19 protein-coding genes and 3 pseudogenes are annotated in these 22,152 nt (G+C 34.6%); 13 read left to right on the plus strand and 9 right to left on the minus strand.

The genetic code is table 11. From position 1 onward, the window contains the following. Positions 1-326 precede the first annotated feature (326 nt). The 5 genes from STK_RS06330 to STK_RS06345 form a co-directional block, all read right to left on the minus strand. Positions 327-1,517: an ATP-binding protein gene (locus STK_RS06330; RefSeq protein ID WP_010979159.1), complete on the minus strand. Its 1,191-nt coding sequence runs from the start codon at positions 1,515-1,517 to the stop codon at positions 327-329. A gap of 368 nt (positions 1,518-1,885) precedes the next feature. Next, complete coding sequence (locus STK_RS06335; RefSeq protein WP_010979160.1) at positions 1,886-2,632, minus strand: AAA family ATPase; 747 nt, start codon at positions 2,630-2,632, stop codon at positions 1,886-1,888. Further along, positions 2,629-2,781: a DUF2813 domain-containing protein gene (locus STK_RS15660; RefSeq protein WP_232616531.1), complete on the minus strand. Its 153-nt coding sequence runs from the start codon at positions 2,779-2,781 to the stop codon at positions 2,629-2,631. Before STK_RS15660 ends, STK_RS06335 begins: the two co-directional genes overlap by 4 nt. A 593-nt stretch (positions 2,782-3,374) precedes the next feature. Next, positions 3,375-3,581, minus strand: coding sequence for a hypothetical protein (locus tag STK_RS06340; protein WP_198429763.1), 207 nt, complete (start codon positions 3,579-3,581; stop codon positions 3,375-3,377). 1 nt (position 3,582) lies between these two features. Continuing rightward, entirely contained in the window at positions 3,583-4,812 is a 1,230-nt protein-coding gene (locus STK_RS06345) for an AAA family ATPase (RefSeq protein ID WP_010979161.1), read from the minus strand. 538 nt (positions 4,813-5,350) lie between these two features. Between STK_RS06345 and STK_RS06350 the strand changes: the two genes are divergently transcribed. Continuing rightward, the gene (locus STK_RS06350) at positions 5,351-5,551 is read left to right on the plus strand and encodes a hypothetical protein (protein ID WP_052846491.1); all 201 of its coding nucleotides are present in this window, start codon (positions 5,351-5,353) and stop codon (positions 5,549-5,551) included. Position 5,552: 1 nt separating this feature from the next. Here the strand turns inward: STK_RS06350 and STK_RS06355 are convergent, their stop codons facing one another. Further along, positions 5,553-6,011, minus strand: coding sequence for a type II toxin-antitoxin system death-on-curing family toxin (locus tag STK_RS06355; RefSeq protein WP_010979162.1), 459 nt, complete (start codon positions 6,009-6,011; stop codon positions 5,553-5,555). 436 nt (positions 6,012-6,447) lie between these two features. Here STK_RS06355 and STK_RS15665 point away from each other — a divergent pair. The 4 genes and pseudogenes from STK_RS15665 to STK_RS15930 form a co-directional block, all read left to right on the plus strand. Beyond that, positions 6,448-6,558 (plus strand): annotated as a pseudogene (locus STK_RS15665) (transposase); the annotation flags it as partial. A 455-nt stretch (positions 6,559-7,013) separates the two neighbouring features. Next, a complete protein-coding gene (locus STK_RS06360) occupies positions 7,014-8,072 on the plus strand; it encodes an AAA family ATPase (protein WP_010979163.1) in 1,059 nt (352 codons plus the stop codon). Next, entirely contained in the window at positions 8,073-8,333 is a 261-nt protein-coding gene (locus tag STK_RS06365; protein ID WP_052846492.1) for a hypothetical protein, read from the plus strand. Between the two features lie 312 nt (positions 8,334-8,645). Then, a pseudogene (locus STK_RS15930) lies at positions 8,646-8,909 on the plus strand (hypothetical protein); the annotation flags it as partial. 35 nt (positions 8,910-8,944) lie between these two features. On the opposite strand, the gene cyp119 reads toward STK_RS15930, so the two are convergent. Beyond that, a complete protein-coding gene (cyp119, locus tag STK_RS06375) occupies positions 8,945-10,048 on the minus strand; it encodes a cytochrome P450 Cyp119 (RefSeq protein ID WP_010979165.1) in 1,104 nt (367 codons plus the stop codon). Between the two features lie 77 nt (positions 10,049-10,125). On the opposite strand from cyp119, the gene STK_RS06380 reads away from it, so the two are divergent. The 6 genes from STK_RS06380 to STK_RS06400 all read left to right on the plus strand — a co-directional run bounded on the left by STK_RS06380 (position 10,126) and on the right by STK_RS06400 (position 18,232). Beyond that, on the plus strand, positions 10,126-10,929 hold the full coding sequence (locus STK_RS06380) for a DUF1028 domain-containing protein (protein ID WP_010979166.1): 804 nt from the start codon (positions 10,126-10,128) through the stop codon (positions 10,927-10,929). Between the two features lie 300 nt (positions 10,930-11,229). Beyond that, positions 11,230-12,435, plus strand: coding sequence for a hypothetical protein (locus STK_RS06385; protein ID WP_010979167.1), 1,206 nt, complete (start codon positions 11,230-11,232; stop codon positions 12,433-12,435). 33 nt (positions 12,436-12,468) lie between these two features. Beyond that, positions 12,469-14,109: an McrB family protein gene (locus STK_RS06390; RefSeq protein WP_052846493.1), complete on the plus strand. Its 1,641-nt coding sequence runs from the start codon at positions 12,469-12,471 to the stop codon at positions 14,107-14,109. 720 nt (positions 14,110-14,829) lie between these two features. Continuing rightward, positions 14,830-14,913, plus strand: coding sequence for a hypothetical protein (locus STK_RS15995; RefSeq protein WP_420825192.1), 84 nt, complete (start codon positions 14,830-14,832; stop codon positions 14,911-14,913). Further along, positions 14,879-16,087, plus strand: coding sequence for a hypothetical protein (locus STK_RS06395; RefSeq protein ID WP_010979169.1), 1,209 nt, complete (start codon positions 14,879-14,881; stop codon positions 16,085-16,087). Before STK_RS15995 ends, STK_RS06395 begins: the two co-directional genes overlap by 35 nt. A 93-nt stretch (positions 16,088-16,180) precedes the next feature. Beyond that, positions 16,181-18,232 carry an McrB family protein gene (locus STK_RS06400; RefSeq protein ID WP_010979170.1) on the plus strand — a complete coding sequence of 684 codons (2,052 nt, stop codon included), beginning with the start codon at positions 16,181-16,183 and terminating at the stop codon, positions 18,230-18,232. A 279-nt stretch (positions 18,233-18,511) separates the two neighbouring features. Here STK_RS06400 and STK_RS14835 read toward each other — a convergent pair. Next, a pseudogene (locus STK_RS14835) lies at positions 18,512-19,238 on the minus strand (IS1 family transposase). A 329-nt stretch (positions 19,239-19,567) separates the two neighbouring features. After that, positions 19,568-19,945 (minus strand): hypothetical protein, encoded by a 378-nt coding sequence (locus tag STK_RS06415; protein WP_010979174.1) that lies wholly within the window; start codon positions 19,943-19,945, stop codon positions 19,568-19,570. Positions 19,946-20,120: 175 nt separating this feature from the next. Here STK_RS06415 and tnpA point away from each other — a divergent pair, with 175 nt between their 5' ends. Beyond that, a complete protein-coding gene (gene tnpA / locus STK_RS06420) occupies positions 20,121-20,531 on the plus strand; it encodes an IS200/IS605 family transposase (protein WP_010979175.1) in 411 nt (136 codons plus the stop codon). Beyond that, complete coding sequence (locus tag STK_RS06425; RefSeq protein ID WP_010979177.1) at positions 20,518-21,822, plus strand: RNA-guided endonuclease InsQ/TnpB family protein; 1,305 nt, start codon at positions 20,518-20,520, stop codon at positions 21,820-21,822. The genes tnpA and STK_RS06425 overlap by 14 nt, the downstream gene beginning before the upstream one ends. Positions 21,823-22,152: the final 330 nt, after the last annotated feature.

Below are 22,152 nucleotides of genomic sequence, written 5' to 3' on the forward strand. Positions count from 1 at the left end.
AACTGATAATGTCACAATTAGGCCATATACTCTCTTTACTTTATCAATTATAGCAAAAGTAATGTATAATTTCTTATCTTTTAGCATATCCTTTTACGATTCATAAAGCTTCATCGAAGTAAGTCTTTTTTAGATTAATTTATTAGAATAGAATCAATCACCTAACTACTTAATACCTCTTTTTGAAATTAGGCTAATCATGAAACCATTCTATATGAAAGTATATTAATACAAAGAAAATATGGGAAAATACTAGTTCTTTTAACTATTATTTATTTTATCTTGTTTTTAAGCATCTTGTCTTGTTTATGAATTTTCGAAACAATTTATCCTCTAGCTTCTCTCAATAGAAAAAGTGGAATATCATCTTCAGATAAAACGATGACCTCTTTAGGATATCCTTTATGCGACCTTTCCTTTTTTATCTCTATCTTATAATCATTTGCTATCACGTCTATTTCACGATTATTCTTAAAATAAAACACCTCACCGAACTTTCTTAACATATGTTCTTGGACAATATGTTCAAGCATTGCTTCTTCTCTAACCTCTCTGTGAACCCACTTAGCCATAGTCGTATAAATGAAGGGGTCTCTGAAAAATATCTTCTTCTCTTTCTTTCTGTTTACTTCATTTCCTACCTTATAATAAGCTATATCAACTAAAAATATGTCCTTCAATAACTTAACATAATCCTCAACCGTCAAATGCGAAATCCCTAAGTCATTTGCAATTGAATTGAAAGACATTACAGAAGGGATTTTAGTCATAATAGATCTAAGAATATCTTGCACCTTTCCTACTTCCCTTTTCGCCTTAAATATTTCTGAGATTATACCGTATATTAATGCTTCACCAGCATCTTTATGTTCATTTATTGATTTAGGAAATCCTCCCTTCTTTTTATATTCATCAAAAAGAGATAAGGCTAAAGCGGAATCAGTCAACACTTTATCAATCTTATATCCGTGGACTTCTACAAACTGAGGAAAAGAGAGGGGAAGCACTAGTACCTCTTTTCCATACCCTCTTCTACCGGGAAATCTTTCGACACTTTTAGTTACTCCCAATGAAGATGAACCACTGACAATGATCACGTCTTTGGAGAACTCTCCTTTATCTATGTAATACTTTACTATCTTCCACCAGTCCTCAACAGAGGTTACTTCATCAAGTATTAAAATAGTACTTTCTACCTTTCTTTTCCTCTTCTCCTTTATAAACTCTGAAATAATTTCCCTAAGTTCTTGAAAAGAAGCTATGTAGTCTAAATCAAGATAAAATATCGACTTAGGATCTTTTCCCTTTTCTATTAATTCCTTGATCATTATCTTAAGTCCTGTAGTTTTTCCAGTTTGCCTAGGTCCATAGATGAAGTTTAAGCTGAAAGGAGTGAGAGAAATCTCATCAATCCAATTAGGTCTCCATTTTATTTTTTGTGATTCCCAATCCTCTATGTGCTTATCCTTCCAATTATCACTGTACCACCAAGGATTTAAGTCACTAAATTCCTCCACTTGTTAATATACTAACAATAATTATTTAAATCTTCGATAGCTGAATAACAACATTGAAAACTGAAAAATTTACTAGTAATAGTATTTTAATGTGTTAAGGGTCTTTCACAGTTCTTTTGCGAATTCACTTTATTTTCTCACTTCGAGATTGAATAATTGACTGTACATTGATAATTGGAGAGACCAAGGAGTTATACCACGGACTTAACGAAGATAATAGCATACAATTATTCTAACTCTATGAGAATATTACAATTTGCAAAGGATCTCCGAATCTCCCTATTTTAATGATATGAGATTATCTTCTCCAGAAGCATTTTATCTAAAGATCCTTCAACAAAGATTCTATCGCAATGCAACATTTATATTCACACATACCCTAACCAACTTAAGGGCTTCTCGAACTCTGAAACATCCGAAAGTTTATATGTCTTATATCCTCTCCTAGTCAAATAAAGTATAGTAATCTCATTCTCGTCAAATACCTTAGAAGCCATTTTTATTACTTCATTTACGTGTGTTGTAAATACAGTTTGTGTGTTGCTTTGCTTAATATCGTTAAGGATTTGCATTATTAAGTCAGGGTGTAAAGAGTCCTCAATTTCGTCTATAAGCAATAAGTTAGAAGCAACAAGACCAAACTTTATCATCTCTCTTTTAAGAATACCCCTACCCATAACATAAGCTGGCAAAGAATCATAATACAATTTAAATTGTCCATACTCATCTTGTAATATTTCGAACTTAGATTTAATCTCCTTGTTTTTCCTTTTTGCAATACTGAAAATCCTTTCAGGATTACCACTATTATCAAAGAAAGTTGAAATATATATCGGCGAATACCCTTTATTCACCCTCTTATGGATTCTTACCAAAGGTAATAATACTGGACCAGACAGTCCCTCCATACTTAATGACGCTGTTTTCACATTTATTTCTGCGACTTTATCATCATTTACGTGTACCTCCAAATTATACGGATCCTTCCTCTTAAAAGTAACTTTACTATCATCAAGGGTTACTACACTATCTAAAATTGACAGAAAGGCTGAAAGTTCATCGCCCCTACTACTCATCGCATATGTAAATGATGTAATAATGTCACTATCATTCATATCCGATTGGAAAAGAGCTGATAAAAATATCGCTTCAAGAAAGGAAGTTTTCCAGTACCATTTTCACCAACTACAATGTTAACCCTTTTAAGCTTAGTACTCACATTAAGTCCTCTGAATCCTTGAATCTCTACATTTCCTATTATCATAATTGTAAATTCTACATTTAAATTTAAAAGATTATACGAATAACACCTCTTTAAGAATTCTTAAACCTCGCGTTAATAAAGAAGATGAAGCTTCATCGCAAAAAGTTCTTATCTATAAATACATATAACATAGAGGAGTGGAATGATTTTCTATTTTAACACTCGTAGATTTCGTTTATCTAAAGTAATCACTAGTTATTAAGCTTAAGACAAATAGCTCTTACCATCGCTAGTCAAAGCTTATTTAGGTATTAATTAGATTCTGTATTTATGAATGAGTATATTGCAAAATACATTATATCAAATAATCGCAAGAGGACTGGAGAGATAAATATAAAGTATACTGCTAATGATGACATGAGATATTAAAATCGCAAAATCTGTCTTTGATAAATTTTGCGAAGAAGATGTTGATAAGAGAATTTACTTCTTATTTTCATAAACGTATTTAGCAATAAGTTCCTCTATACTGAGATTTGACAATCTTGAAATCCTTTCATAAGAATAAATAAGTATATCTCCACTAGATTGGAATCTTGAACCTCTTATTTGGCCTTGCGTAACTTTACCAGCTACCGCAATTTTAATACACTTTAAATTTCAGACGAAAGATTATTTACGGTCTGTTCAATTTGCTCAAACGCCTTCATACCCTTACTGGATTGAAGATCAATAGTAGCTTTTTTCTCTACAATATATACCTTAACATTTCTACAGTTTTCTATGTAGAAGCACACGCTATCAGCTTTCTTTCCTTCATCGCATACTAAATCATAATCAATACATGAAAATCTATTCAATTCATTCACCGTATATTTCCTTCACTTGTTGTCTAATTGCATCGGAGATTGTCGGAATTTCTTCAACGTCTCCCTTTTCAGTGTATTTAATCTCTTCTATTTTCCCTTCGTTTAGTAAGTATATCTTTAACGTTTTGCCTTTAAGCCTTTTAACGTAGTTGACAGCTATTTGAATCGTAAATATATCACTGTGAGTAGTTAGGAAAAACTTCTTCCCACTCATCACAAGGTCGCTTAAATAATTAGCAATGTCAATTTGTGCTCCTGCATGGAGATTAAGTTCAGGCTCCTCAATTATCATGAACTCCCCTAAATAGGCCATAAGATGTATGGGAATTAACTGGGAGTAACCCGATGAAAGAAGAGACAAAGGAACCTCCTCACCTCTATCAAAAACTTCTATTAGTATAGGCTTACCCACTTTATACATAAAGTTTATTTTTCCCATACTTACATTCAATTCCCGTTTTTCAGATAAGTCCATTAAGTTAATTACTGAAAGCAAGGAGTCTATGAACTCTTTTATAATAGGTTTGTTCAAGTTTCTTTGTTGAGATAAATAACTGAATAGATTAGACAACACTACGTTTCTCTCTGTAGGTAAAATTACAGTTGAATGATAGACCTCAAAAAATAATCTCAGCAGTACGTCAGCTATTCTCCACGTTAGATTACGGTCTAAATCTGTTTTTGACCTCTTTTTTGTCTCTTCATCGTAAAAAGGCAGAGCACTTCCGTAGTATACTTTTAGTCCTTTTATCTTGTCATTTCTATCAACTCCAATACTAATAGAACCGTGAGGAGAGTCAGTTCTTTCTATCAGATTTACAGATATTTGCCTATTAACTTTCATTTCAACTTGAAATTTGTCAGTAATAGTTACGTAAAGGGTACCGAGAGAGTTTGTAAGTTCAATTCTTGACTCTTTGGCTCCGAATGAAATTAATTTCTTTACATTAACTCCAAACACTTCTTCTAGCCTTCTCTTGATACTGTTTGATAGAACCTCATTTATTACGTCAATGTAAGAACCTATTTCAAACTCCTTGCTATTTGAATCTATTACTTTGGAACCTACATCATCTATATTAACTCCACTACTAAATAGAGAATATAAAAGATAAGAGAGAAATGACTTTCCAGATGCATTAGGGCCTATAACTATGGTAGTATCCCCTAACTCAAATTCAGCATTCTGTATAGGTCCAAAATTCTCAACTTTTATTCTCATTATGTTACTAGTAAGAATTTGATAAATAAAGTATTATGCTTTCATCTTATAGTCAACACTTCCTCTCCATTGTAGCTCAAAATAATATTTCTAACCTCTAACCCTCTGATCATGGGTGAAAGAAATACTCACAAAACTGCTTTATTAGCAGCATCTAGTAATAACATAAATACTTCCTCTTTCTAATAAGTATAAACTAGTAATCACTATATCACTTCGTCTATAGATGCAACACAGATATATAAATTCTAAGATAACAAACATCATTCTATTGATGAAGACTCTTCATAGTCTTTCTCATGATAGTTTTAACTTAAGATACTAAAAGTGGACTAGATAATAGAAGTAACGATTATATATTTTGTAGTATAAATACCGTTTTCCCTTTGGATCAGTAATTGATACCAGTTTTTATTAGCTTTGGGGAGATAACCCGATGACGGAATATAATAGCTGTTAGAGTGTAGTTGGGTCAGAAACCTCATATAATTATCCTTTATAAGGGTGAAAATATACAAGTAGTATAGGGAAATTTAAAATGGTAGTATCGCATAATTTGACTGAAGAGCAGAAAAAGATCCTAGAAAGGATGCAAAACAGAATAAACTATATTATAAAAGCCCATAAGGAATATTTAGATGCGTTAGCAGAATTTGATAGAACTGGAATATTGAAAATTCATGGAAAAGTCCTTTATGTAAGGAAGTATAAAAATGGACAAGAGAACGAAGATAAATAAATTAACCTTCAATAATCTGCCGTATAGTTTCTCTTATTTTGTTTATTGCATACTCGTCTTCTTCCGGCGGATTATCGGCTACTTCAGCTAAGGTCTTTATCAATTCTTCTTCTAAATCTTGAGGAATTTCCTTGTCAAATAATTCATATAAGATGTCTAACAATAATACGAAGGCCGTTCTCTTATTCGCATCAACGAACGGATGGGAAGTTATTAAACGATATGTTAACACTGCTAAACTCCTACTAATATCATGATAAAGACTAAGGTTCTCAATTGCAGAATATATTGTAATACCTATAGTATCTAAGTTGACTATACCACGTTCTGTATTAGGATCATTTCTGGTTATACTATCGTGGATTTGTATTATAGTTGGTACTCTATCGCTTTCTCTACTTCTCCATTTTTCGAATTCGTTTAATAATCCTTCCAAGATTTGCATTAACTTGTTCTCCATGACATTTTCAACCCTAAGTGTTAACTACTATTAAACTACATAGCTTGTTCTTATACTTAAGACTACTAGTTATAAAGTTCTTTATTCGTTTATAACACTTAGCTAAGTCTATTTCTTGTAAATGTTTCCTAAAATTATGATGAATGATTTCTAATAGTTTGTTTAAGTCAGTATGGGAATCTCTTTTTTCTGAGACTAATAACATTAGCCAAAATTGAGCAAAACCAGTACCATTCAAATAAAACCATATATATTTTATAATATCGAATATAATTAAATATATTTTTATTAAGAGAGCAAAGAATATCGAATTAATTTCACGTTGCTAAAAAGGGGTACATAGAGTCAACTGAGATTTGCAAAAACAACTCCTCAACTTGAGGTAAACCTTGTGCAACAATTTCCTATATAGGAAGTTTCATATCGTTAGTTTAGGTGTGGTTATGAGAATGATAGGGATGTTATTGCCGTAGTTAATCTTAACAGAAAGGGGTCTCGGACCCTCTCGTCTGCCCCTCAAATGGGGGATGTAGTCCCTAACAGATGAGGGGAATAACCGCCCTTAGGGCGGTGAAGAAGTCAGCTTCATAAACTACATCCCAAAACTGTTTTTCTGGTAGGACAATATTATCACTCTATTTCTCTAACTAGAGCTTTATTGCTTCATTAATTGCCTCCTCGACTTAGATTCCTTCTAAAGAAGCTTTAGCTTTTAACCTCTCATATAACCTTTCATCAATTTTTTATAAGAACCTCATAAACTAGCCTACTTTGGTTAATTTAAAAGGTTAATCGATTCGAGTAAAGATAGTACTGCGTTTGATATAAATTAAATAAATAATCTTTTCTTTCTTTACAACTATATTAAATTAAGGCATTATTGAATGTTAAAAATTCTAGAGAAATATAAATAGTTAAACGATAACGAGATGTGGTTATGAGTGTAAGCGTAAAGCGATTACTTTAGATAAACTATAATATCTCGCTGAATAAATTTAAGTTGTGATAAGGGAGTTATCAATCCAGAACTTTAAGAGTCTTGAAAATGTTAAAATTGAACTAGGCAAAATTAATGTGCTAGTTGGCCCTAACGGCTCTGGAAAGACCGCTATAATAGAATCATTACTCTTAATCAGAAATCTGGTTTCAAAAATTTTGGGGATGTCCCCTTTCGGACTATGGTGGGGCTATGATAATGTTGTATTTAGTAAGGACTTGGGGAGAAACATAGTGATTGAGATTAACTCTGACGAGTTTTATTACCTTCTTGAGGTGCATAGAGAGAGGTTTGTCAAAGAGATATTAATGATGAAGGATTTAAACCTTGAAAGGAGTGAAGATAAGGTAATAATTAACAATGAGGAATATAAGGGACTTAATGAAGAATATAGTGCGTTAAATCTCGTTAACTTAGCCAGACTGCCCAGAGATAAAGTAATGGTGTTAAACTCAGTATATAATTTTTTGACTGGTATAATGGTTTTACGTGTAGATCCCTATGAAGCAATTTCACCAATTCACGCTTCTGAGATTACAGCAATTGATATTAATGGAAGGGGTATGGTAAAGGTTCTACATAACCTATACTCTGAAGGTAATCTCCCAGGCTATATTGATGAATTCCTTAAAGAGGAGGGATACTCAATTTCATTTAAACTATCTGATGAGGGAAACGTTATACTATATGTTAACGATCACGGTGTTATAGTACCTCCTCCATCAGTTCCTAGTGGGCTTATAAAAATGCTTACCATAATGACTGCATTAGCACTCAAACCTAAAATTCTAGCCATAGATGAAGTCGAGAATTCACTTCACCTAAAGTATATTGAGAGACTTCTCGATGTTTTTGATTATTTCTCTAATGACACACAAATAATACTTTCAACACACTCACCAGCAGTCATCGACTTGGTTAAACCTTCATATTTAGTATTAGTATCAAAAGAAGGTTTGTCTACTAAAGTTAGGAGAGTTAATAAAAAAGATGAGGAGTTAAAGGAATTTCTAGTTAAGAATGGAATTACCTTAAGTGATGCATATTTTTACGGTGCAATTTAGATGAAGGTGTGTATTGTTTCTGAGGATACTTACGGTTACATTTTTTTGAGGAAAATAATATACAAGTTGAAACACTACTGTAAAGCGTCTGACCTCGAAGTATATAATACGGGGAGTTCTTATAATACATATAGGGGAAGTCATTATGATAAACTTGTCAAGATAGTTAGGGTATTATGTACTTTATGTGATATAATAATTATAACAAAGGACGCTGATGGAAGGAACGTAATGAGGAGGAGAATAAGCTCAAAAATCTAATAAATAATTGTGAAAAAGTAAAATTCCTTATTTTTAACTATCAGATAGAGGACTGGATAGTATATAGTTTGACAAGACGTCTTGATCCTAATCCAGCTGAGTATTTAAAGACACACTATCAGTATGAAAAATATAAGCTGGATGAGTATGCTGACAAACTTGAATTCGAGATTTTAAAGAACCTAGATAGCTTCTACAAATTCATACAATATATAAAGCTTGAAAAGTGCTTTAGCTGACAAAACGCGGGGCAAGCCTCGCCTTTTAAGGCGGGGTAAAGTTTTTAATCTTAGCTTAAAACTATTAATAAAGTGCGGGGAAGCCCACAAAGGTGGGCATACTGAAGATATGTGTCCCCGCACAGAACTACATATCCCCGAGTCCCCAAGAGCCAAGAGCAGAGGGCAACTCTTGGTGAGGGATAGGGGTAATGGGCTGAAGACCCAGCCTGTGGTCTACCGCTGGACGAACGGAGCGGGGTGGGTGCTTTACGCACCCACTAGCTATGAAGTTGTGAGGATGAAGGTGGTAAACCACAAACCTATGAACCGCCCTAAGGGAACCCTCGCCCTTTAGGGCGGGGAAGAGGTCAGCATTATCGTTTTCCCTTACTATGCTCTTTCTACTCTAACCACTAACTTCCTATAACCGTTAAGAACTTCATTATCAATCTTCTCCTTTTTAACAATCTCCTTAACTCTAAACTTTTTAGCAAATTCCTCTAAAGCTATCCTAGCCTCTAATCTCGCTAGAGGTGCTCCTAAACATAAATGTATTCCAGAACCGAAACTCAAATGAGGATTAGGAGTCCTATCCGGGATAAACGAGTCTGGGTCTTTAAACACTTCCTCATCCCTATTAGCAGAGGCTATCCAAACCCTTACCAATTCTCCCTCATCTATCACTTGGTCACGTATCTTTACCTTTTCTTTTGTAACCCTTATTGTCCTCATAACTGGTGGAGAAAACCTTAATGCCTCTTCAACTGCCTTTAAAGCACCTTTTTCCCTCACATAATCCCAGCTATTATATAAGGTAAAGTCTTCGATTGCATTTCCTATCAAATTAGTAGTTGTTTCATTACCCGCAATCATTAAAAGGATAAAATACCCTTCCTTCTCCAGTTCCGATAAGTTTGAATTAGCAATTTTCCCAGTTAAATCAACTATTTCTTTACCTTTTCTCGAATCCAACTCTTTCTTGGAGAAGGATATTAATTCTAGATATTTTCTTCCGATAGAAAATATCTCGTCAGCTCTACCTAATCTTAACGCTACCAAATCTGACCAGTCCTTGACTTTTTTAACATCTGGGTTTATCCCTAACATTTTAGAAATAACTAGAATTGGTAACGGAATCGCAAAAGATTCTATAACATCAAACTCTTCATCCAACTCAGACAGTAGCTTTACCGTAACTTCTCTCACGAAATCTACTGGGAGATTTGAGGGGTTAAAAGCATCTGCAGTTAAGTTCCTTAACTCATCATGAAGAGGAGGATCAGAAGTTAACATAGTGTACCTAGTGGGAATATCAAAGAAAACTTTCCCACTCCTCAACATCTCAAGCTTATCGTTATAACCAGTTAAATTGGATGAAAACCTCTTATGATCGTTAAGCACCATTTTACAATCTTCATATTTGAATAAATTCCACACTTTACCGTCGTAGTAGACTGGGCTTTCTTTCCTCATTTGTTTAAACCAATCATACATAATAATAATTGTGTGTTTATCCTAATAAATTTTAGATATATCTAAATGTTTAAATAGCTGAGAGGGATATAGTACTTGTGACCTATTCAATAGTTATATATGACCCGGAGGAAAAGGCATGGGGTGTAGGAGTAGCGAGTAAGTTTTTAGCTGTGGGTGCTTTCGTACCTTGGTTAAAACCAAATGTAGGGGCAATAGCTACGCAAGCGTTAGCTAATTTGGAATACGGAAAGAAAGGGTTAGAACTATTAGAGAAGTACTCAGCTGAAGAGGTATTAAGAAAACTGACAAGTGAAGATCCTTTAAGAGAAAAAAGGCAATTAGGCATTGTTGACTCTAAAGGGAATAGTTCAGCATTCACCGGGAAAGAGTGTTATCCTTATGCGGCTCATATCGTTGGTAATAACTTCACCGTTCAAGGGAATATTTTAGCTGGAGAAGAGGTTCTTGAAGCAATGGCTAAGGAAGCTGAAGGAAAGGGTAAAATTTATGAGAAAATACTTAGAGCATTAAAGGCTGGAGAAAGCAAAGGTGGTGATAGAAGAGGTAAACAGAGTGCTGCAATAGTAATTGTGAGGAAGGAGGAAAAGAGTAATAAAGAATTTGACCCCTTCTCTGTAGGGAAATATTTAGATATAAGAGTTGATGACAGCCCAGATCCTCTTAAAGAGTTAGAGAGATTATTGAACCTTTGGGCTGCGACTTTCTTTGATGAGGAGTTTGTAAATGTTGAAGATTATAAAGAAGAAATTGAGAAGGCGTTAAAGAGATTAGGGTTTAAATCCCTTAGAGAATGGGTTGAGTTGAATAACTTTGAAGGAAAATATACCGGAGATAAAATTGGTAAAAGTGTGCTAAAGATTTTGTTGGGTGAGGGATAATTGGCGGAAACTTTGTATCAATAAGGAGAGCAAATGTTAGATAAATTTTGATTAATGAGTAGAAGTATATTGTATGTGATGTATTAAATTTTGCTAATTAATGAGTATGGATATCTAGTAGTTATTATACAAGATTTAATGAATTATCTTTCACCGAATAGAACCAATCTTGAAGTAAAACCTATATTAAAACATTCCATTAACGGTATTTGTAAGCTCCTTGTCCTTAAAATAGGCATGAAGTGATTTAAATTATAGAGTCTAGTTACTTTAAATATTTCTTCTTTAGTAGTAATTTATGTGAACAAAAGAGATATACAACTACTGCAGAAAGTAGGACATTACTATTTACAATATAAAGGGATATTAGACGTCGAAAAGCTCCTTCTTACTCTTGAGGGTACACAAGAAATACAAATAGGTGATTATACTCTCTCCTATATCTACTATTATATGATGTATCTAATTACGAAAGATGCAGTGAGGGCTGCAGAGAAGGCAAGACAGAGCAGACTCACATATAGGGAATTTGCTGTAGAATATTCTGAAGATCTTTATGGTGAACTGCATGTAGATCTTACTATTCCCGTATATTCTACAGGTTTAGTAGCATATCACACTTTTACTGAAGGTTATAATGCCCCAGAATATGCAGTATTAGGCTACCTACTTAGGAAAATATATTCTACTATTAAAGAAAAGAAGGAGAAGATAACAATTTCGCCTCCTCCTTTAAGGTTCTTCAACTTCATTGAGAATTTTAATAAGGAATTTTCGAAGCTAGAAGAAGTTAAAGAAGAGTTTCCTGAAGGTTATTTTAAACCCCCGTCTTATACAGATCCAGACTGGCTCATTATGGCTTATAAATCGTACTTCCTTGCTGAGAAACTCGAGAAGATTAAGGTAGGACTGAAGAAAAGAGGAGAGGAAATTAATAAGGATCTAATAAAATTCATTATGTGGAAACTTTACGAACTGTACACTTTTTATCTTGTTGCTAAATACCTTGAGTCTAAAGGGTATGAGATAAAGAAAGAAGGAGATGAATATGTAGCAATAAAAGGAGATAAGGTGCTTAGACTTATGTTTAACGCTCCGTTACCGTACTCCTCATTAATTAAAGTAGACGATGAGATAAGTGCAGATAAATACAGAGGAAGGCCCGATATTACTGTAGTACAAGGAAAACCCATAATTTTTGAATGTAAATACTCCACTAGGGTAAGCTATATTACTATGGGCAGGTTTAAAATTATGGCATATACTTATGAATATGATCCGCTGACTGCAATTTTAGTATATCCTGGTTTAGAAGAAGGAGGGAATGATGTAGATAGTGAAGATGGTGCAACGAGAAGATTAGATCGTATAGCTAAAAGTAAAGACGGGTTGTTAGACTTCGAGTATAATAATCACGTTCTGTACATGATGATAGCGGATCCTTTAGTTAAAGATGATAAGGAGAACATTGATAGGATAGATAAAATACTCGGTAAGTACTTATAAAAATATATATACTGAAAAGTGGTAATTTTTTCCGTGTATGGGGACTGGCTTACAGTAAGGGACGCGTTTAAGAACTTGTTAGGCTTTTCTGAAGAAGCAGTTAGCACATTCCTAGATTATGTGCAAAATGGAAAATTTATACCTTGTCTTTTCATAGGTTCCAAAGAGCACTGGATAGAGTCTATAAGATATTCTTTTGAGGGAGAAATAGGCTATACACTTTGGGGATCTGCAGATAAGTCATCAATTTCTGGTATTTTAAGCAGATATCAGATGGTATATTTAAATACTGATAAGAGCAGATATATTCCAGATAATAACAAAATTCTTATTGCAATGCTATATATGACAGGTTCTGGAATAATAGGATTCGGAGTAGTAACTGACGTGGAAATGGATGCTATTAGAAACTTTAAGGGATGGAAAGAAGTTTCTGGTAAATTCTGGGTACTCAGATTTAGAATAAAAGTCTTTTGGCTTCATGAGAGTATAAGGAAAAATAAGGACATAAATGCATGGACTGGAGAAAGCTATGAATTAAAAGGAACAAATTCGCAGGCAAATATGTGCTACAGCCAAGAGAATAACGATGCTATAAATAGCTTCAAGAGTTTTATTTTATCAAAGAAGGACGAGATCAAACCCACTCTTGACCTTTATCTAAGCTTGCTAGGCAGTAAACCTAAAGAAGTTGAGGAAAATAAAAAAGAAGTAATATGTAAGGGAGCAGGACAAATAAATGTGAATGACCTATATCTTCCCCCAAACGCTCTGGATTTAATTTTAAGTTCAGTAAAGAGAACTAACGTGCTTTTAGTAGGCCCTCCAGGTACTGGTAAGACAAGCTTGGCTGTAAGAGTAGCTAAGTCACTTACTGGGAATGACGAGTGTTACGAAGTCGCCACTGCGAATTCGTTATGGTTTAGGAGGAACTTAGTAGGTGGAGAAAGCATTAGAGGAGGGAGTGTAATATGGAAGAGCGGTCTCTTTATCCAAGCTTATGTAAATGCATATAAAGTGAAGGAGGGAAACTATTTCCTTATTATAGATGAAATAAATAGGGCTGATGTGGATAAAGCCTTCGGAGAGTTAATAACAATATTCTCAAGCCCTTCTCCAGATGAATGGTCAATTCCCAGATCACTTATAGACGAAATAAAAAGCTATGGAGATAATGTAGATAGTACTGCAAAGGAATTTCTCAGAATATATGAAGATCTGAAAAAGGAGAATAGGGAAAACGAGCCATTGAGAAAAATGCGAATTATCGCTACAATGAACCTGGTAGATGCTAGAAACCTCTTTTATATAGGAGATGCACTAGCTAGAAGATTTGTAATTATTAAATTTGATTATCCAGAGGGGACAGAAGATCTAGATAAACTCATTGACAGGTATAACCTCAGAGATGATGAAAAGAATGAGATAAGAAACTTAATAGGATGTCTAAGAGCCAAACTGAAAAAAGACGAAAAGGATGCGTTAGTGAAATTTAACGTATCTCCAGCAAGTATAAAGACAGCACTTGACATTTACTCTTCTTTAGAGAACAAGGGAATAGATAAGTTCATAGAAGTGCTCGAGTCAACCCTTGGTACTTTAGATCAAAAGAATATTAGTAGAGTTAAAAGTAAAATAGAAGAATGCAGAAAAGGCGAAAATCGTAAAATCTAACACTTTAATTCTTTTGAAGATTAAACAAATTAGACACAAAGATATTAATCTTTATTTCTTTTCTCACCTTCTCTTTTTATTAATCTTTAAGTACTTCTCTCATTATTTCTTCTGATGTGAATGAAATACGCTTCATTTACCTTTTTTATTATCATGATCTTAGCTAGAAAATAAAATATATGGAGGAGAAGATAAAACTTTAGCCAATAAACTTTTGTTTTCTACAAAAACTAGTTTAAGATCTAGAGGAATCTTAATACTGCAAGTAGTCTATATGCTAAATAAAGTATAATCTGAAATTGTTAGGAAGCTATAAATTATTAATAAAGTAATTCTCGCAGCAGAGTAAAAACATAAAATATAAGTTTACATAAATATTTAATATCTTATAAAATTTCAATACGGATACCGTGAGTTTTTGACAATGGTTCCATCAATTTGAAATTTAGTTAAATTTATATTAATTTCTATGGTTAAAACTTTCTATATGAGATTAAAATCCCATTACCTCATCTTTAATAACGTATAAACAATGTAATAAATTGAAACTAAATCAAAACTTATATAATTTATATTGCTAATCAACTGATTTTAGTAGCAAACTCAAGCTACTAGAATAGATTCGTCTATGTCAATGCTATCTATCATTCTATTATAATTATATGAAATTAGTTATATGAAAATTATATATCTTTTTATAAAGTAGTATGTCTAATCAAGATTAGGTTTAAACTCTTATTTTATATACTTCTTGTCAGACAAGAGATATGTGAGGTTAAGAAAAAGAGATCTAGCATTGCTTAGTAGTGTTGCCAAATACTATCTCCAATACAAGGAAGTTTTTAATCTAAACGACCTTCTTACTATCTTTGAAGGAACAGAAGAAGTACCAGTTGATGATTATACTCTTTCCTATATCTATTATTATATACTATACATTTTAACTAAAGAAGTTTTAGATACAGCATACAAAGCTAAAAGGGACAGATTAACATATAGGGAATTCTCCATTGAGTATTCTCAAGAGCTATTGGGCGAACTAAACATTGATAGAACAATACCAGTTCATCACTTAGGCTTAGTAGCATATCACACGTATGTTGAAGGCATTAACGCACCAGAATTTGCGGTATTTGGTTATCTGCTTAGAAGGATTTACGAAATAATCAAAGAAAAAAGGATGACAAGTATCTCTATCCCCATAAAATACTTTGACTTTGTAAAGGATTTTGATAGAGCCTTTAACATTCTAGAAAAAATAAAGGATGAATTCCCAGAAGGCTATTACAGAGACAAGGTTTACACAGACCCTGAATGGCTTAAGAAAACATATGACATTTATTTTCTTCTTAAAGACCTAGAAAATATTAGAGTCGGAAAGAAGGAAAAAACCAAGGTTAGTGATAAGAAGCTAATAAAAATCTTGCTGTGGAAACTTTACGAACTCTACACATTTTACTTAGTTGCAAGGTTTCTTGAGGATAAAAAGAAATACAGAATAAGAAAAGAGGGGGAGAAATACGTTGCTGAGAAGGAGGGTAAAAGGCTAATTCTACTCTTTAACATCCCCATAGAGGAAAAATCGACATTAAGGAGGATTGACAATACTGAAAGAGTAAGAAAGTACATGGGTAGGCCAGACGTTTCCCTATTGAATGAAAGACCTATAATCTTTGAATGTAAGTATTCAACACATGCAAGTTATATAACCGCGGGTAGGTTCAAAGTTCTTGCATATACTTACGAGTATGATCCTCTTTTAGCAGTCCTAGTTTATCCAGGGTTAAGGGAGGAAGAAATGGTATTTGATAAAGAGGACTCTGGAACTAGGGAATTAGATAAAATGGTTAAAGAAGAAGGAGGTGTACTAGAATTTGAATACAATAACCATGTAGTTTATATGTTAATACTAGACCCTTTAAAAGGTGAAGAAGAGAACTTATCAAGGATAAAAATACTCTTAGAGACTAAAGTTTAAATTTATCTTCTCTTTAACGTTAGTTTGTGGCTACTAATTCCGAAGTTTGCATAGAGAAGCTATTACTTCGTCCGCATAGGAGGTATATAAGAAATGACAGATCTTAGTGAGTTATTACTTAAATATTTCCTTACTTCCTTAAATCTCATAGAAGTTGAGCCTAGAGGTAATGCAGAAGAAACTAACAATAAAGAGGTAATGAAGATGTTGAATGAGGGATATATACCGCTTTTTTCGGCTGAAAAAATAAAGTTCATAAAGAATCTTTCTCCAGTTTATGCACAACTCAAAGATATGGCTGATGCAATATTCAATGAGCTAAACATAAGGACTGAACTTCCGGCTTCTTACAAAGTTGCAATTGCATTACAACTCTCCATATTGGAGACGTGGCGGAAAGTGATAGTAGAAAAGGCAATGTTAGACGAAAGAATTGTTATAGACGAGGAAAATAAACTGGATATCTCCCCTTATGCTTTACTACTGTTATATAGATTCATTGCAATTTCGAAATTTATGTGTACTGGTAACGAAATAGTGAAGCTTTTTAGCAAAGTCTTGGAAACACAGAAAGAAGATAATGCTATTGTGGATATTAAAAGGCTTGAGGAGTATATAGAGAAGAAGAGGCAAGACAGAAACGAACAAAGAAGGGCATATACAATGTATAATACGCTTTTTGCTCCATTAATACTTTCATATGCTTTAAGCGGTGCGAGTTTACTTAAATACTATAGGGGACTAACACAGAATCAGCTATCTTATACCTCTACGACACTCATGGAAATTCTAGAGTCTTATTTCTTTAGAGTAATTTACGATGATAATCGCTCCACTTTAATTTCTCTAGCTAAAGAATTAGTAGACTATTTTTCAGTTTTACACGAAATTGTTTCTAACAAGGAACTAAAATCTATTATAAAAGAAGGTTCCCTATATTCTTACGTGTTGTCTAAGGCTAATGAACGTGGTATTACTGATATGAGTAAAATTTCCGTAATATGGGGTTTAATAAATGATGCTGTGATTGCTGCATTAGTCTCTTTAGAGCTTTACGATAATGAAGAACTTAAAACTGCTTATAGGAACTTAGTTGGAGATATCACTATTTATGAATATGTAATTAAATATCCACAGAAAAACAAAGCTCAACAAATACAAGCTCAATATTCTCAAATCTCTACAGTCCTATGTAATAAGGGTTCACAGATCAAGGTTGACGACCTATATCTTCCCCAAAATAATTCCCTCAATATTATATTAAGTTCGGTAAAAAACGGGAACGTGTTGTTCATAGGTCCTCCGGGAACTGGAAAGACTACTTTAGCAATAAGAATAGCTGAAGGGATTACTGGAAATAGAGAGTGTTACCAAATAGTTACCGCAAATGCATTATGGTTCAGAAGGCACTTAATCGGTGGGGAAAGCCTAGAGAAAGAAACCGTTGTTTGGAAGAGCGGTTTGCTCCTACAAGCTTACGTAAAAGCATCTAAGATAAAAGACGGATATTATTTTATAATTATAGATGAGCTGAATAGAGCCGACATTGATAAAGCTTTTGGGGAGCTGTTTACAATATTCTCCAGCCCGTCAGCAGATGACTGGTCAATGCCTAACAGTATTTACGAGGAAATTGAAAGATATGGAGATAACATTGATGAAATTGCAAGAGAATTTAAGAGAGTATATTCAAAGTTAAAGAGTGAGGGAAGAGAGAACGAACCGTTAAGAAAAATAAGGGTAATAGGAACGCTCAATTTGATAGATGCCAGAAACCTCTTCTATGTAGGAGATGCGTTAACTAGGAGGTTTGTTACAATCCAATTTGAATATCCAAAAGATGTGGAAGATCTGGAGAAGTTCTTTACCTATTATCACCTTAATGAGAATGAAAAACAAGAGATTAGGGAGCTAGTAATGGAACTTAGACAAGAATTCGGTAGAAGTAAGACCGTTAAGTTCAACATTTCACCTGCAAGTTTAAGGATAGCATTAAAGCTTTACTCCTCTCTTGAGGAGAGGGATATAAACGCATTTATAAACATCTTGAAAAGTACACTAGGAACACTGAATCAGGATGTAATTAGGATGTTTGATAATATTGTAGAGGAGTATGAAAAGAAGAAAAAAGGTATTATTAGTTAATTACCTTTCATCTAAGTCCACATCTTTAACCTCTGCGTCCTTTAAATCTTCTAGTATTTTCTTCATAGTCTTCTCGTCTGGAAAGGTTACTATTAACCCATTTACCCTTTTCACGATCATAATATAATTAACGAGTTAAATAAAGGAGATAAGTGAAAGTAATCACACTAGAAAAATTAGATTATCCGATTACTAATTTAATGAAATTCCTTTACCATAAAAATTATAATATTTGCTCACAAATTAATAAATATCTTGAATTTATTGATAGTGTCGTCATTAAGCTACAAATTCTGGGATTAGCCTTCTCTCCCACAAGACCAGCGCTATAGAATACTTCACCATATTTATACTCCTGTTAACAGCCTTCGTAGCCCTCTTGAAACGTACAAGCCTATCCCTCAGTGAGGAGTGAAAGGACTCGTTAGGATTAACAAGTGAGACTACCGTGTGGTTTTTTAACCAAAAGTAAACGTTGTAATCATCACTCACCCACCTACCATCATCTGGCAAGTACATTTTAACCTCACGAAAAGTATTCTCGTCCCTATCACCCACAGAGTAAATTATGTATAACCCTAGCCTAGTATACACGTGACAATTGAATACCCACTTGTAGAAAGCCCTAGTGTTTCTGTACAAGTACGTCCACATCTCATCAACAACCTTAGTAACGACCTTACCCTTGACCAACTCTTTAGCCCTACTCCACCAGCTTCTCGTACTTCCTCTTACCATAACGCTTAACCCAAGTGAAAACAGTACCCAGAGGTACGTTAAGAACCCTAGAAATAGCCCTCATACTCATACCATTAGTATACATCCTCAAAGCCTCCTCCCTCACCTCCTTAGAGTGGTGGTGATAAATTGCGTCTGCAAGGAAGTACTTACCGCAATCCCTACACAGAAACCTCTGCCTACCAAGAGGCTTACCACACTTAACGACGTGGTGACTACCATAAGAGGGACACGCTATATCATGCCTAATTACAGGCTTCCTACCCATAAGTAATACTCGTTATACAAATATAAATAGCTTAATGACGGCACTATCAATTTATTCCCTTATTTCTTTTATCATAGGGAATTTTTGAGTTAGCAAGATAAATTTCTTGCATCTGTTTAAGTATAGGGCGATTCAAGGCTCCTTTACAAATTCACTTTTATTTTCTCATTTTGAGATTAAATAATTTGATTGTACATTGACAATTGGAGAGACTAAGGAGCTATACCATGAACTTAATGGAGATAAAGATATATAATCAATTACTTCTTCATAGAATTATTTTAATTCTATTAGAAAATCAAAATTCGCAAAGAATCACCGAATCGCCATTATTTTTGCTCATACATACTTCTATTACTATCTTCAATTTCATCAATATAGTCGTCTAGCTCAGTGCTCCTCACTAGATTTTTATTTATTTGTGCAATTTTTCTCATAAATTCAATAATCTCTTTCTGATGATCTCTTATTTCTTCAAGGTATTTTTCATCTTTTTCCTCTCTACCTACACTGTAATCCGCTATTACTGCTGCCCTAGCAAGATATGCTGTATAAAGCATACTGTCTACTATTTCCTGGATTCCTAGGTTATACATTGAGAGTATTTGATCAATTAGATAAGGCTTATTATTATAAATACTTAATATTATCTTGATCTCTTTTGGCAAATTTTTACAGATATAATCTTCTGCCTCGGATTGAAACATTTCCCTACGATATCTAACAATTGTCTATAAACTTCCTTGAACTGAACGATAATCGCCGTTTCTTTTCTTATCTGTAACAAATGAGCATAAGTTTTATTGATCTGACAAAACGTGAGGCAAGCCTCGCCTTTTAAGGCGGGGTAAAGTTTAAAAATTATTTTGAATACTTTAAAGTGTGGAATACAAATCAACTAGGCATGTAAAGTACCTCTGCAACTACCACTTCGTATGGATACCGAAATATCGTAGGAAAGTACTAACAGGCGAAATAGCAGAATACACTAAAGAGGTACTAAGAACCATAGCAGAAGAGTTGGACTGTGAAGTACTAGCCCTAGAAGTAATGCCAGACCATATCCACCTATTCGTTAACTGCCCACCGAGATACGCACCGTCATATTTAGCAAACTACTTCAAAGGAAAATCGGCAAGACTAATACTCAAGAAGTTCCAAGAGCTGAAGAAATCTACTAACGGGAAGCTATGGACTAGAAGCTACTTCGTATCTACCGCAGGTAACGTATCCAGCGAGACGATAAAGAAGTATATTGAAGAACAGTGGGTGAAAGAGAGTGAAGAGGACTAACGTAGTTAAACTACAAGTAGACAAGCAAACCCACGAAAGACTGAAGGAGTTGGCTATTACCACAGCGAAGTGTTGGAACGAAGTGAACTGGTTAAGGATGCAACAGTACAAGGAGGGGAAGAGGGCGGACTTCAACGGTTCTGAGAAGACGGTATATTCAAAGTACAAAACGGTGCTCAAAGTAAACGCAGGACAGGTCGCGAGGAAGAACGCGGAGGACTGGAGGAGCTTCTTCGCGTTAATAGAGATGAAAAAGGAGGGAAAACTACCGAGCTGGTTCAAACCGAGACCTCCAGGGTACTGGAAGGAAAACGGCAAGTATAAGCTCATGGTTATTATTAGAAACGATAGGTATGTGGTAAACGAAGAGAAGAGGGAAATTTACTTGAAGGACTTCCACCTCACCCTCAAGTTTAAGGGGAAACTCAAGTGGGAAGGAAAACAAGGCAGACTAGAGATAATTTACAACGAGGCAAGGAAATCGTGGTATGCACATATACCAGTGGAGTTAGAACATAAAGTAGAGAAGGGTAATTTGACGGCTTCAGTAGACTTAGGCATAGTTAACCTAGCTACAGTGTACGTCGAAGACGGGTCGTGGTACTTGTTTAAGAGTGGGTCTGTTTTATCCCAATACGAATATTACAGCAAGAAAATACAAGTTGCCCAGAAGACCTTAGCGAGGCACAAGCAGAGGAGAAGCAGGAAGCTGAAGCTCTTGTACGAGAAGAGGAGTAGGTTCCTAAAACACGCCTTAAACAGCATGGTTAGGAAGGTAATGGAGCTATTGAAGGATAAAGGAGTAGGCAAGATAGTTGTAGGTCATCCTAAAGACATAGTAAGGGGTCGTGGAAATAAGCTGACGGTCAACTTCTGGAACTACGGCTATGTCATCAAGAGGTTTAAGGGAGTCGGGGAGGAGGTTGGCATAGACGTTGTCGAGGTCGGTGAGGCTTACACTTCAAAGACTTGTTCCCTGTGCGGGGAAGCCCACAAAAGTGGGCGTATTAAACGCGGTTTGTTTAAGTGTCCCCGCACGGGGAAGGTAATAAATGCGGACTTAAACGGTGCGATAAACATCCTACATATCCCCGAGTCCCGAGGAGCTAGGGGCGGAGGGCAACCCCTAGCTAGGGATAGGGGTAATGGGCTGAAGGCCCAGCCCGTGGTCTACCGCTGGACGAACGGAGCGGGGTGGGTGTGTATAACACCCACTAGCTATGAAGTTGTGAGGATGAAGGTGGTAAACCACAAACCTGTGAACCACCCTAAGGGAACCCTCGCCCTTTAGGGCGGGGAGGAGGTCAGTAAAATAATCTGAAGTTAGTTGATATAATTTTGCAATTCTTTTTTCTCCCAATTGGTTTAAGAACTTCGATGTAGCTCTTAAAAGACTTGGAATTTCTGATTTACCCACTGGATCATGACCTAGTTTTTCTTTAATCTTCTTAGGTTCTAAGGACTGTCTCAGTAGTATTCTTAATAAATTAGAAATCTTATTTACGTATCTAAGATTTACATTCTTATCTTTATTTGCAGCAGCTATCGCTAAAGCTGGATATACGATATGTGTGCCATATGTTACTAGGTAATAAATATTAACACAAATTACAATATTATG

The organism is Sulfurisphaera tokodaii str. 7, from assembly GCF_000011205.1.
In the GTDB taxonomy this organism is placed as follows: domain Archaea; phylum Thermoproteota; class Thermoprotei_A; order Sulfolobales; family Sulfolobaceae; genus Sulfurisphaera; species Sulfurisphaera tokodaii.